The sequence below is a fragment of the Streptomyces sp. NPDC002520 genome (genome assembly GCF_053595235.1).
On record NZ_JBSFXG010000015.1, the window covers coordinates 122,990 to 134,689 of the forward strand.

The following is an 11,700-nucleotide window of genomic DNA, read 5'->3' on the forward strand; positions in this document are numbered from 1 at the left end:
CCCGGGAATTCGCGGTCGTTGCGATGCAGCGGTGGCGCGGGACCATGGTTTCGGATGCGTAGAGCAGATGCAAGGGCAGATGCACGTGCACGCGACCGAATTGGACCCGCCCGTACCGCTTGTTGGCCATTTTTTCCGTCATCTTCACGGTGTCGACCGCCAGTGGTCGTGACCTTTCACAGGTAGGAACGGCCGTCGACTTTCCGTTTCCGTAACCGTACGAGTACTGCTCGAAGTGTTTTAGTGGCAGACTTCGGGCCCTGAAGACGGTTGGGGAGGCTGGCGAACGTGAGCGCGGGAGAGCCCGGATCGGTGGTGCGGCGCATGCTGCTCGGCTCGCAACTCAGGCGACTGCGCGAGGCGCGCGGGATCACGCGTGAGGCGGCGGGGTACTCCATCCGCGCCTCCGAGTCGAAGATCAGCCGGATGGAACTGGGCCGGGTGAGCTTCAAGACCCGTGACGTGGAAGACCTGCTGACGCTGTACGGCATCACCGACGAGGTCGAACGCGAGTCGCTGCTCTCCCTCGCGCGCGAGGCCAACGTGGCGGGCTGGTGGCACAGTTACACGGACGTGCTGCCCAGCTGGTTCCCCACCTATGTGGGCCTGGAGGGTGCCGCATCCCTGATCCGCGCCTACGAGGTGCAGTTCGTGCACGGTCTGGTCCAGACGGCGGAGTACGCGCGCGCGGTGGTCCGGCGCGGCATGAAGGGCGCGAGCGCGGACGACGTGGAGCGGCGGGTGGCGCTGCGCATGGAGCGGCAGAAGCACCTGCTCGCCTCCGACGCGCCGGAGTTCCACATCGTCCTCGACGAGGCCGCCCTGCGCCGGCCGTACGGCGACCGCGAGGTGATGCGGGGCCAGCTCCAGCACCTGATCGACGTCTCCGAGCGGCCCAACGTGCGGCTGCAGATCATGCCGTTCGGCTTCGGCGGGCACTCCGGCGAGAGCGGCGCCTTCACCCTCCTCAGCTTCCCCGAGTCCGACCTGTCCGACGTCGTCTACCTGGAGCAACTGACCAGCGCGCTCTATCTGGACAAGCGCGAGGACGTCGCCCATTACGAGCAGGCTCTCAAGGAGCTCCAGCAGGACAGCCCGGGTCCCGACGAGAGCCGCGATCTTCTCCGGGGTCTCCTTCAACTCTCTTGAAACACAAGTACGATGACGCGTGATCAGTACTGGCGTGGATCTGGTGTCCGCTAGCGATTGAGGGATCACATGTCGTCCTACTTCAACGACCTGGCCCAGCAGTACATCGACGGTGAGTGGCGGCCGGGCACCGGTTCCTGGGACGTCATCGACTTCAACCCGTACGACGACGAGAAGCTGGCCTCGATCACGGTGGCCACGGTCGACGAGGTCGACCAGGCCTACCAGGCGGCCGCCCGCGCCCAGAGGCAGTGGGCCGCGACCAACCCCTACGCCCGGCGCACGGTCTTCGAGAAGGCCCTCAGGCTGATCGAGGACCGCGAGCAGGAGATAGCCGACCTGATCATCGCGGAGCTGGGCGGCACGCGCGTGAAGGCGGGCTTCGAGCTGCACCTCGCCAAGGAGTTCCTGCGCGAGGCGGTCCACCTGGCGCTGCGCCCCGAGGGCAGGATCGTGCCCTCCCCGATCGACGGCAAGGAGAACCGCGTCTACCGCCTCCCGGTGGGCGTCGTGGGCGTGATCAGCCCGTTCAACTTCCCGTTCCTGCTGTCGATCAAGTCGGTGGCCCCGGCACTCGCCCTCGGCAACGCCGTGGTCCTCAAACCGCACCAGAACACCCCGATCGCCGGCGGCACCCTGGTCGCGAAGATCTTCGAGGAGGCCGGCCTGCCCGGCGGCCTGCTCAACGTCGTCGTCACCGACATAGCCGAGATCGGTGACGCCTTCATCGAGCACCCGGTTCCCAAGGTCATCTCCTTCACCGGTTCCGACAAGGTCGGCCGGCACGTGGCCACCGTGTGCGCCAGGAACTTCAAGCGCTCGGTGCTCGAACTGGGCGGCAACAGCGCGCTGGTCGTCCTGGACGACGCCGACATCGACTACGCGGTCGACGCGGCGGTCTTCAGCCGGTTCGTCCACCAGGGCCAGGTCTGCATGGCCGCCAACCGGGTCCTCGTGGACCGCTCGGTCGCCGACGAGTTCACCGAGAAGTTCGTCGCCAAGGTCAGGTCCCTCAAGGTCGGCGACCCGCGCGACCCGGAGACCGTCATCGGCCCGGTGCTCGACTCCCGGCAGGCGAACGCGATCTCGGGCACGGTCGAGCAGGCGCTCGCCGAGGGCGCCACGGCCCTGGTGCACGGCGCCACCGACGGCAACCTGGTCGAGCCCAGCGTGCTCACCGACGTCCCCGCCGGCTCCCCCCTGCTCGAGCAGGAGGTCTTCGGCCCGGTCGTCTTCCTCGTCCCGTTCGACGGCGAGGAGGAGGCGGTCCGGATCGTCAACGACACCCCGTACGGCCTCAGCGGCGCCGTCCACACCGGTGACGTCGAGCGCGGTGTGGACTTCGCCAAGCAGATCGAGACCGGCATGTTCCACGTGAACGACGGGACCGTGCACGACGAGCCGATCGTCCCCTTCGGCGGTGAGAAGCACTCCGGCCTCGGCCGTCTGAACGGCGAGACCACGCTGGAGGCCTTCACCACCGTCAAGTGGATCTCGGTCCAGCACGGGCGCAGCGGCTTCCCGTTCTGACGCACGCGCGCGTGTGAGCGGACTTTTCCGAAACCGGCGGGCCATTGAGGCCAGGATCTGACCTCAATCGCCCGTAACTTCGGTGGCGTCAGGGGGCGGAGCGCCCCGGCGGCACCCAGGAAAGGCGGTCGGCCATGGTCAAGCACGTACCGGCGGAGGCGCAGGGCGACGAGCGCGGCGCGCTGCTGGCGTTCATCGAGGAGCAGCGCGGAGGCATCCGCCGGGCACTGCTCGGGCTGACGGAGGAGCAGGCCCGCTCCCGTCCGAGCGCCAGTGAGCTGTCGCTCGGCGGACTGCTCAAGCATGCCGCCGAGGTCGAGCAGACCTGGATCGCGCGGGCCAGGCAGGAGCCGCCGGCCGTGCACCGCGACCAGTCGAACTGGCACGAGTGCTTCCAGCTGACGGACGACGAGACGGTGGCGGGGCAGCTGGCCTACTGGGAGCAGGTCGCCGCCGAGACGGAGAAGTTCATCCGGTCCGCGCCGAGCCTGGACGACTCCTTCCCGTTGCCGCCCGACCCCTGGTTCCCGCCGGAGGGCCGCGTCTCGCTGCGCTGGGTGTGCCTGCATCTGATCCGCGAGACGGCCCGGCACGCGGGTCACGCCGACATCATCCGGGAGTCGCTGGACGGCCGGACCGCCTTCGAGCTGGTGGCCCTGGAGCAGGCCGAGTAGCCGTACGGCAATAACCTGGACCGCATGTCAGCGATCCGCCTCCTCGTGCTGGGCGCGGTCCGCCAGCACGGACGGGCCCACGGCTACCAGGTCCGGGGCGACCTGGAGTACTGGGGCGCGCACGAGTGGTCCAACGCCAAACCGGGTTCGGTCTACCACGCCCTGAAGCAGATGGCGAAGCAGGGACTGCTCCACGCGCACGAGATCGCGCCGTCCACGGCCGGGGGCCCGCCGCGCACCGAGTACGAGGTCACGGACCGGGGAACCGAGGAGTACTTCCGGCTGCTGCGCGAGGCCCTCGTCTCCTACGACCAGAGGACGGACGTGAAGTCGGCCGCCATCGGCTTCATGGTCGACCTGCCGCGCGCCGAGGCGGTGGCGCTCCTGACGGAGCGGATCCGGCGGACCGAGGAGTGGCGCTCCACCGTCACCGAGCACTACGTGCCCGAGGACGGTCCGGAGCAGCTCGGCCACATCGGCGAGATCATGAATCTCTGGGTCCACACGGCCGACGCCGAGGCCGAGTGGACCCAAGGGCTGATCGGGCGGATCGAGGGCGGGGCGTACACCTTCGCGGGCGAGGGCGAGCCGTTCGTGGGTGTGCTGGGCGAGGGCGAGGAGAACCCGTACGCGACGGGGGAGCGGCATCCGGGGGACGACCGCTGATCACTCCCGGTCCGTCGCCTCGCGCTTCGGATGCGCTCCGCTCCGCCTTCGGCTCGCTCCTCGACTCGGCTTGCTCCCCGACGCTTTTCTCCCGCCTTCTCTCCGACGCTCCTAGTGGTGGAAGCCGGTGGCCGCCTCCTTGTCCCGGGTCAGGGGGTGCGGCTGGCGGCGCAGTTCGGGCAGCAGCCGGGTGAGGTCCTCGACGAACAGGGCGCCCAGATCGTGGGTGAAGCCGTTGCGGCAGACCACCCGCAGGACGGACAGGTCCTCCCGGTCGGCCGGGAAGGTGTAGGCCGGCACGAGCCAGCCGTGCTCGCGCATGCGCCGGGAGACGTCGAAGACGTCGTACGACGTCACGTGGTCGGCGGTGGTGAAGGCGAACACCGGCAGTTGGTCGCCCCGCGTGAGCAGCTTGAAGTCGTCGAGCTCCTCGACCCGCCGGGCGAGCGACATCGCCACGTCCCGGGTCGACTGCTGCACCGCGCGGTAGCCCTCGCGGCCCAGCCGCAGGAACGTGTAGTACTGGGCGACCACTTGGGCGCCCGGCCGGGAGAAGTTGAGCGCGAAGGTCGGCATGTCGCCGCCGAGGTAGTTGACCCGGAAGACCAGTTCCTCGGGCAGCGCCTCGGTGTCCCGCCACAGAGCCCAGCCCACGCCCGGGTAGACCAGTCCGTACTTGTGCCCCGAGGTGTTGATCGAGGCCACGCGCGGCAGGCGGAAGTCCCACACCAGGTCCTCGTCGAGGAAGGGCGCGATCATCGCGCCTGAGGCGCCGTCCACGTGCACGGGAATGTCGAGGCCGGTGCGCTCCTGGAGGGCGTCCAGGGCCGCGCACAGTTCGGCGATCGGCTCGTAGGAGCCGTCGAAGGTGGAGCCGAGGATGCCGACGACCCCGATGGTGTTCTCGTCGCACAGTTCGGCGGCGGCCTGCGGATCGAGGTGGTAGCGGTCGCCCTCCATCGGGACCAGCCGGGCCTCCACCTCCCAGAAGTTGCAGAACTTCTCCCAGCAGACCTGGACGTTGATACCCATGACCAGGTTCGGGCGGGCCCCCGGGTAGCGGTCCGCGTTGCGCTTGGACCAGCGCCGCTTCAGCGCCATGCCGGCGAGCATGCACGCCTCGCTGGAACCGGTCGTCGAACACCCCACGGTGCTGGCGGGGTCCGGCGCGTTCCACAGGGCCGCGAGCATCGCCACACAGCGCCGCTCCAGTTCGGCGGTGCGCGGGTACTCGTCCTTGTCGATCATGTTCTTGTCGCTGCACTCCGCCATCAGCACCCCGGCCTGCGGCTCCATCCAGGTGGTGACGAAGGTGGCGAGGTTCAGCCGCGCGTTGCCGTCCAGCATCAGCTCGTCGTGCACCAGCTGGTACGCCGTCGACGGCGGCAGCGGCGCGTCCGGGAGCCGGTGGGTGGGCGGGGCCTCGGTCATGCCGCTGACCGGGTTCGCCTCACCGAAGAACGGGTTGACGGACATCAGCCGGTGGTCGTGCTTCGCGGGGCCTTTGTGCAGGGCCATGAACGTGCCTCCATGGGGATGTCAGCGGATCGGGACGCCGTCCGGGCGCAGGAGCATCTGCGGTCGCCCGGTCACCACCAGCCAGGCCGGCAACGAGGCGATGCACAGCAGGGCCAGGACGGCCGGCGAGGCGACCAGGACGGCGGCGGTGAACAGACTCACCCAGCCCTGCCGGGTGATCGCCAGGAGCATGCCCAGCACTCCTGTCGCCACGCCCACCGAGGGGTGGACCGCGGGTACCAGTGCGTGGGCGCACAGGCCCAGCGCGGTACCGACGAACACGGCCGGGAAGATGCGCCCGCCCCGGAAGCCGCAGGCGGCCGCGACGAGCAGCGCCGCGAGCTTCACCACCGCCAGCGCCGCGAACCCGCCCGCCGACCGTCCCTCGGGGGCACGGGCCAGCTCCGCGACCTCGTCCAGCCCCTTGAAAAGGGTCAGTTGGCCGCCGACGGCCGCCAGCGCCCCGAGGACGACCCCGCCCGCCGGAAGCATCAGCATCGGGTGCCGCAGCCGCCGGAAGGCCGCGTGGACGTACGGGAAGGCGTACACGGCGCACATACCGAGCAGCGCGGCCGCCGAGGCGGTCACCATGGCCGCCGTCACGTCGCCCCAGCGGGGGTGGCCGAAGGGCGGCAGGCCCAGGTCGAACGTCGGATGGAACACCAGGGTGGTCGTGAGGGCGCCGCATGTGCCGGCCGTCAGCGACGCGAACAGGTTGTCCCACAGCCGTCCCCGCATCGGCCGCCCGGCCAGCGCCTCGGAGACGACCAGCGCCGCCGCCACCGGCGTCCCGAACAGCGCCCCGATCGTGCCCGCCTCGGCCAGCGCGGGCCACAGGCGGCCCTCCGCCCGGGGAACCACGCGCCCTCCCAGCCACGCCGCGAGGCCGATGTTCACGGCGATGATCGGGTTCTCCGGGCCCAGGCTCGGACCGCCGGCCAGCATCAGACCGGCCGCCAGCACCAGGCCCGGCAGCACGACCGGCGGCAGGACCGGCGCGTCGAGCCCGAGCGTGGCCGGGTCGGGCCCGGCGTGCCCGGGTACCTTCCAGACCACCAGGCCGACGGCCAGGCCGGTCGCGATCAGCATCACGAACATCCACAGCACGGAGTACCGGCCGATGCCCAGCGCGTCGGGCAGGGGGCCCCACAGCACGTGCTGGAGCCGTTCCGCGGCCGTACTCACCCCGATGAAGACCAGGGCGGCCGCCACCCCCACGACGACGGCGGGCAGGATCAGCGGGAGCAGCGCCCGCGCCGGGGCCGGCGGAGCGGTCGGGGGCGGTTGCTGCGCCATGTCCTGGGCCACGGGCTCACCATAAGCGGACGAAAGGGGCTCAACATCCGGAAGGAAATGCCCGTCCGGCGGGAAATGCCGCTTGCACCTCACGTGACGTGAGGCTGCAGCGTGGAGGCCGTACGGACGACGAAGGAGCGGAAAGTGAGTTACTCCGTGGGACAGGTCGCGGGGTTCGCCGGGGTCACGGTGCGCACCCTGCACCACTACGACGAGATCGGGCTGCTCGTGCCCAGCGAGCGCACCCGCGCCGGCCACCGGCGCTACGCCGACGCCGACCTCGACCGGCTCCAGCAGATCCTGTTCTACCGGGAGCTCGGCTTCCCGCTCGACGACGTCGCGGCCCTGCTCGACGACCAGGCCACCGGCAAGGCGGACGCACGCGTGCATCTGCGCCGGCAGCACGAACTGCTGACCGCCCGGATCGAGAAGCTGCAGAAGATGGCCGCGGCCGTGGAACACGCCATGGAGGCACGCACGATGGGCATCAATCTCACCCCCGAGGAGCGGTTCGAGGTCTTCGGGGACAAGGATCCCGAGCAGTACGCCGAGGAGGCCGAGCAGCGCTGGGGCGGCACCGAGGCCTACACCGAGTCGCAGCGCCGGGCCGCCCGCTACACCAAGGAGGACTGGAAGCGCCTCCAGGCCGAGGTCGACGACTGGACCGAGCGCTACGTCGCCGTCATGGCCGCGGGCGGGGAGCCGACCGGCGAGGCGGCCATGGACCTGGCCGAGGAGCACCGCCAGCACATCAACACCTGGTACTACGAGTGCCATCACGTCATGCACCGCTGCCTGGGCGCGATGTACGTCGCCGACGAGCGGTTCAAGGCGTTCTACGACTCCATGCGGCCCGGTCTCGCCGACCACCTGAGCGAGGCGATCACCGCGAACGCCGACCGGCACACCGCCTGATCCCCGGCCGGGCAGGAGGCCGGTCCGGGAGGAGATCGGTCCGGGAGAGGACCGCCGGTGACCTGCCGGTGACCTACTCCCGGGCCAGCACGACCGCGGTGCCGTACGCACACACCTCGGTGCCCGTGTCCGCGGCCTCCGTCACGTCGAACCGGAACGCCAGCACCCCGTTGGCCCCACGCGCGCGTGCCTGCTCCACCAGCCGTTCCATGGCCTGGTTGCGGGTCTGTACGAGGGTCTTGGTGAGCCCCTTCAGCTCGCCGCCGATCATCGGCTTCAGCCCGGCGCCGATCTGGCTGCCGAGATGCCGGGACCGCACGGTGAGACCGAACACCTCACCGATCACCTCCTGCACCCGGTGTCCGGGCACGTCGTTCGTCGTCACGACCAGCACGTCGGGCCGGGGCCCCTGGCCGCCGCCGTAGTCCTCGAGTCCCATGGGTCACAGCCTTGCCCCAGTTGTCGCACAGTGCATCCTGGAGCCACCGGTGGAACCTGGGGCGGTCACATCGCGTTGATAGCTTTGTGCGGCCGCACAAGCGCGCGAAAGCCGCCCTCATCCCCTCAGGAGCCCGGACCCGTGATGACTCTCGCCCTCGGCCCGAGCTGGCTGGATCCCAATTACCTGCTCGACACGTACAGCATCTGGGGTCTGCTGCTCATCGTCTTCGCCGAGTCCGGCCTGCTCATCGGGTTCTTCCTGCCGGGTGACTCGCTGCTGTTCACGTGCGGTCTGCTGATCACGTCCGGCGATCTCGACTTCCCGCTCTGGGGCGCGATCGGCCTGATCTGCCTCGCCGCGGTCCTCGGCGACCAGGCGGGCTACATGTTCGGCAAGAAGGTCGGCCCGTCGCTCTTCAACCGCCCGGACTCCCGCCTCTTCAAGCAGGAGAACGTCACCAAGGCGCACGAGTTCTTCGAGAAGTACGGCCCGAAGTCCCTGATCCTGGCCCGCTTCGTGCCGGTCGTCCGCACGTTCACGCCGATCATCGCGGGCGTCAGCGGCATGAAGTACCGCTCGTTCCTGATCTTCAACGTCATCGGCGGCGTCCTGTGGGGCGCGGGCGTCACCCTGCTCGGCTCCTGGCTCGGCAACATCGAGTTCGTCACCAAGAACATCGAGGCGATCCTCATCCTGATCGTCCTCGTCTCGGTGGTCCCGATCGCCATCGAGTTCCTCCGCGCGCGCGGCAAGAACAAGCAGGCTCCCCAGGAGACGCCCCGGCCCGCCCCGCAGCCCGCGTACCAGCAGCAGCCGGTCATGGACGACGCGACGACCCAACTGCGCCGCATCGAGCCGGAGGACCCCTACCAGCAGCAGTACCAGCACCAGCCGCAGCAGCACGGGCAGCAGCCGTCGTACCAGCAGCAGGAACAGCAGCAGTACTGGAACCAGGGCCATCAGGGCTACGACAACCAGGGCCACCAGGGCCACCAGGGCTACGACGGCCAGGGCCACGCGGGCCACCAGGGCTACGACGGCCAGGGCCACCCGGGCCACCAGGGCTACGACGGCCAGTACTACGACCAGCAGCAGTACCCGCAGCAGCGTGGCCCCCAGCAGCACGACCGCAACGGGTACCCCCAGGGCTACTAGGCCGCTCAGAAGCCCCTGGTCCGCTTGGCGGCCCGGCGCTTGCCCGCGGAGCCGACCCGCAGGAACAGCCGGGAGATCTCCGACCCCAGGTTCACCCCGATGGCGATGGCCATGGCCAGCGACGCGGCCTTGGCCAACGACACCAGTCCCTTGTCCACCTCGTTCTGGGCGATGGACAACAGCCCGAAGTACGTCGCCGAACCGGGCAGCAGCGGCCCGATCGCAGCGGTCGTGTACGGCAGCGCCGACGCGAACCGGTACCGCGACAGCAGCTGCCCGAACAGCCCCACCAGCCCCGCGGCCACCGCCGTGGACGCCACCGGCGAGAAGTCGGCCGCGTAGTGCATCGCGCCGTACACCGACCAGGCGACGCCGCCGTTGAGCGTCACCCACAGCACGGTGGACCGTTCCTGCTGCAGCAGCACCGCGAAGGTCAGCGACAGCACCATGGAGGCCGCGATCTGCACCAGCGGCCGCTCGTTGATGATCATCGCCGCGTCCGGATTCAGCGTGCCGCCGAGCTGCACGCCGAAGTACAGGACGACCAGCACGCCGATGACGATGCCGACGAAGAAGTACATGACCTCCAGCAGGCGCGCGGCCGCGGTGATGTAGAACCCCGTCAGCCCGTCCTGCACGCCCGCCACCAGCGCCCGGCCGGGCAGCAGTGCGAACAGTCCACCGGTGATCACGGCGGACGCCTTCACGTCGACATGGGCCAGCGCGAACGCCACACCGATCGCCGCGGGCGGCATCGCGGCGACCGTGAACTGGTAGAACTCCGGCAGTCCGCGACCCGCGCACAGCCACGCCAGCCGGTCGCCGAGCATCGCGCCCAACGCCGCCGCGACGAACACCACCAGGTCACCGCCGACCAGCACCGAGGCCGCACCGGCCAGCAGACCGCTCGCCAGGGTCAGCGCCCAGCCGGGGTAGGGGTGCCGGTTTCGGCGCATCTCCGCGAGTCGCCGGTAGGCCTCCTCCAGGGACACGTGCGTCTCGGGGTCCGTCAGGTCGTCCACCAGACGGAACACGGCCGACAGACGGGTGTAGTCGGTGCCGCGCCGGCGCACCGTGCGCGAGGCCGTCACCGGGTCGTCCACCAGCGACGGCTGGTAGGAGATCGACAGCAGTGTGAAGGTGGCGGTCGGCTCGCAGCGGTCCAGGCCGTAGGACCGGCACACCGCGAACATCGCGGCCTCCACGTCCTCCGCGCCCTCACCGCCGGCCAGCAGCAGCTCCCCGATACGCAGCGTCAGGTCGAGGACGCGCGGGACCGCCGGGACGCCCTCCTCCGCGCGCTGTGCGGGCTCCACCGTCGGCCGCTCGGACACCGGCATGCGCAGCATCGTGCGCATCCGGTCCTGCCAGGGCGCGTCCTTGACCAGGCTGACCGCGGGCACGCCCAGCGCCGGTGTGAACCCGGGCAGGGTGTCATGGACGCTGTAGGCGCTCGGCACGCTGAACGCCGAGCCCTCCGGCTCGGCGGTCGACGCCTGCGGTGCCTCCAGACCGACCGGGACGGCGAACTCGGACGTGGTCTCCGGCTCGCCGCCGCTCTCGGGGACCGCGATGCCCTCGGGGACCGCGAACTCGGAGGTGATCTCCGGGTCGTACCGCGCCTCGTCCGATCGGGGCTTCTTGTCCGCCGCCTCCGCCACTTCGTACCGCTCCCTGAACGCGACCTTCCGTAAGCCTCAGTATGCGCACAGACAGCCGAACGGCCGCACAGTCTCCACGAGACCGCACGGCCGATCACATTTCGGCGCACGCGCAGCGATCATCGCTCGCGCACCCGCTCGAGGCGCGCGACCAGGTCCGCGAGAGCGGCGCCGGTCAGGCGCGACAGGCGTGCTCAGTGGCCGCCCTGCTCCTTGAAGCGCTTGTACGACCGCTCGATCTCCACCTCGGCGTCCTGGCGACCCACCCAGTTGGCGCCCTCGACCGACTTGCCGGGCTCCAGGTCCTTGTACACCTCGAAGAAGTGCTGGATCTCCAGGCGGTCGAACTCGGACACGTGGTGGATGTCGCGCAGGTGCTCGACACGCGGGTCGGTGGCCGGGACGCACAGCAGCTTGTCGTCGCCGCCCGCCTCGTCCGTCATCCGGAACATGCCGATCGCACGGCACTTGATGAGGCAGCCCGGGAAGGTCGGCTCGTCCAGGATGACCAGCGCGTCCAACGGGTCGCCGTCCTCGCCGAGAGTGTTCTCGACGAAGCCGTAGTCGGTCGGGTAGGCGGTCGAGGTGAAGAGGCGACGGTCCAGGCGGATCCGACCGGTCTCGTGGTCCACCTCGTACTTGTTCCGCGAACCCTTCGGGATCTCGATCGTGACGTCGAACTCCACCGGTGGCT

General features: G+C 70.0%; 11 protein-coding genes. 6 read left to right on the plus strand and 5 right to left on the minus strand.

Annotated elements, in window-relative coordinates; genetic code table 11:
- Nucleotides 1-324: 324 nt before the first annotated feature.
- The 4 genes from ACWD5D_RS22165 (at nucleotide 325) to ACWD5D_RS22180 (ending at nucleotide 4,019) form a co-directional block, all read left to right on the plus strand.
- A complete protein-coding gene (locus tag ACWD5D_RS22165) occupies nucleotides 325-1,149 on the plus strand; it encodes a helix-turn-helix domain-containing protein (RefSeq protein ID WP_451374514.1) in 825 nt (274 codons plus the stop codon).
- A 69-nt stretch (nucleotides 1,150-1,218) separates the two neighbouring features.
- On the plus strand, nucleotides 1,219-2,679 hold the full coding sequence (locus ACWD5D_RS22170; RefSeq protein WP_451374444.1) for an aldehyde dehydrogenase family protein: 1,461 nt from the start codon (nucleotides 1,219-1,221) through the stop codon (nucleotides 2,677-2,679).
- Nucleotides 2,680-2,813: 134 nt separating this feature from the next.
- Nucleotides 2,814-3,353: a DinB family protein gene (locus ACWD5D_RS22175; RefSeq protein WP_451374445.1), complete on the plus strand. Its 540-nt coding sequence runs from the start codon at nucleotides 2,814-2,816 to the stop codon at nucleotides 3,351-3,353.
- Nucleotides 3,354-3,377: 24 nt separating this feature from the next.
- Nucleotides 3,378-4,019, plus strand: a complete 642-nt coding sequence (locus tag ACWD5D_RS22180) for a PadR family transcriptional regulator (protein WP_451374446.1) — start codon at nucleotides 3,378-3,380, stop codon at nucleotides 4,017-4,019.
- 111 nt (nucleotides 4,020-4,130) lie between these two features.
- Here ACWD5D_RS22180 and ACWD5D_RS22185 read toward each other — a convergent pair whose 3' ends face one another.
- The gene (locus ACWD5D_RS22185) at nucleotides 4,131-5,537 is read right to left on the minus strand and encodes a glutamate decarboxylase (protein WP_451374447.1); all 1,407 of its coding nucleotides are present in this window, start codon (nucleotides 5,535-5,537) and stop codon (nucleotides 4,131-4,133) included.
- A gap of 21 nt (nucleotides 5,538-5,558) precedes the next feature.
- Nucleotides 5,559-6,845 (minus strand): ion channel protein, encoded by a 1,287-nt coding sequence (locus tag ACWD5D_RS22190; RefSeq protein WP_451374448.1) that lies wholly within the window; start codon nucleotides 6,843-6,845, stop codon nucleotides 5,559-5,561.
- 132 nt (nucleotides 6,846-6,977) lie between these two features.
- Here ACWD5D_RS22190 and ACWD5D_RS22195 point away from each other — a divergent pair, with 132 nt between their 5' ends.
- Nucleotides 6,978-7,748 (plus strand): MerR family transcriptional regulator, encoded by a 771-nt coding sequence (locus ACWD5D_RS22195; protein ID WP_451374449.1) that lies wholly within the window; start codon nucleotides 6,978-6,980, stop codon nucleotides 7,746-7,748.
- Between the two features lie 73 nt (nucleotides 7,749-7,821).
- Here the strand turns inward: ACWD5D_RS22195 and ACWD5D_RS22200 are convergent, their stop codons facing one another.
- Nucleotides 7,822-8,187 carry a YbjQ family protein gene (locus ACWD5D_RS22200; RefSeq protein ID WP_451374450.1) on the minus strand — a complete coding sequence of 122 codons (366 nt, stop codon included), beginning with the start codon at nucleotides 8,185-8,187 and terminating at the stop codon, nucleotides 7,822-7,824.
- A gap of 141 nt (nucleotides 8,188-8,328) precedes the next feature.
- On the opposite strand from ACWD5D_RS22200, the gene ACWD5D_RS22205 reads away from it, so the two are divergent.
- Nucleotides 8,329-9,345: a DedA family protein gene (locus ACWD5D_RS22205; RefSeq protein WP_451374451.1), complete on the plus strand. Its 1,017-nt coding sequence runs from the start codon at nucleotides 8,329-8,331 to the stop codon at nucleotides 9,343-9,345.
- Nucleotides 9,346-9,350: 5 nt separating this feature from the next.
- Here the strand turns inward: ACWD5D_RS22205 and ACWD5D_RS22210 are convergent, their stop codons facing one another.
- Nucleotides 9,351-11,006, minus strand: coding sequence for a threonine/serine ThrE exporter family protein (locus tag ACWD5D_RS22210; protein WP_451374452.1), 1,656 nt, complete (start codon nucleotides 11,004-11,006; stop codon nucleotides 9,351-9,353).
- Between the two features lie 194 nt (nucleotides 11,007-11,200).
- Entirely contained in the window at nucleotides 11,201-11,692 is a 492-nt protein-coding gene (locus ACWD5D_RS22215) for an inorganic diphosphatase (RefSeq protein WP_184975399.1), read from the minus strand.
- Between the last annotated feature and the right edge of the window lie 8 nt (nucleotides 11,693-11,700).

Coding starts and splice junctions, on each gene's coding strand:
- ACWD5D_RS22165 (WP_451374514.1), top strand. CDS start 325: ATGCTGCTCGGCTCGCAACTCAGGCGACTGCGCGAGGCGCGCGGGATC.
- ACWD5D_RS22170 (WP_451374444.1), top strand. CDS start 1,219: ATGTCGTCCTACTTCAACGACCTGGCCCAGCAGTACATCGACGGTGAG.
- ACWD5D_RS22175 (WP_451374445.1), top strand. CDS start 2,814: ATGGTCAAGCACGTACCGGCGGAGGCGCAGGGCGACGAGCGCGGCGCG.
- ACWD5D_RS22180 (WP_451374446.1), top strand. CDS start 3,378: ATGTCAGCGATCCGCCTCCTCGTGCTGGGCGCGGTCCGCCAGCACGGA.
- ACWD5D_RS22185 (WP_451374447.1), bottom strand. CDS start 5,537: ATGGCCCTGCACAAAGGCCCCGCGAAGCACGACCACCGGCTGATGTCC.
- ACWD5D_RS22200 (WP_451374450.1), bottom strand. CDS start 8,187: ATGGGACTCGAGGACTACGGCGGCGGCCAGGGGCCCCGGCCCGACGTG.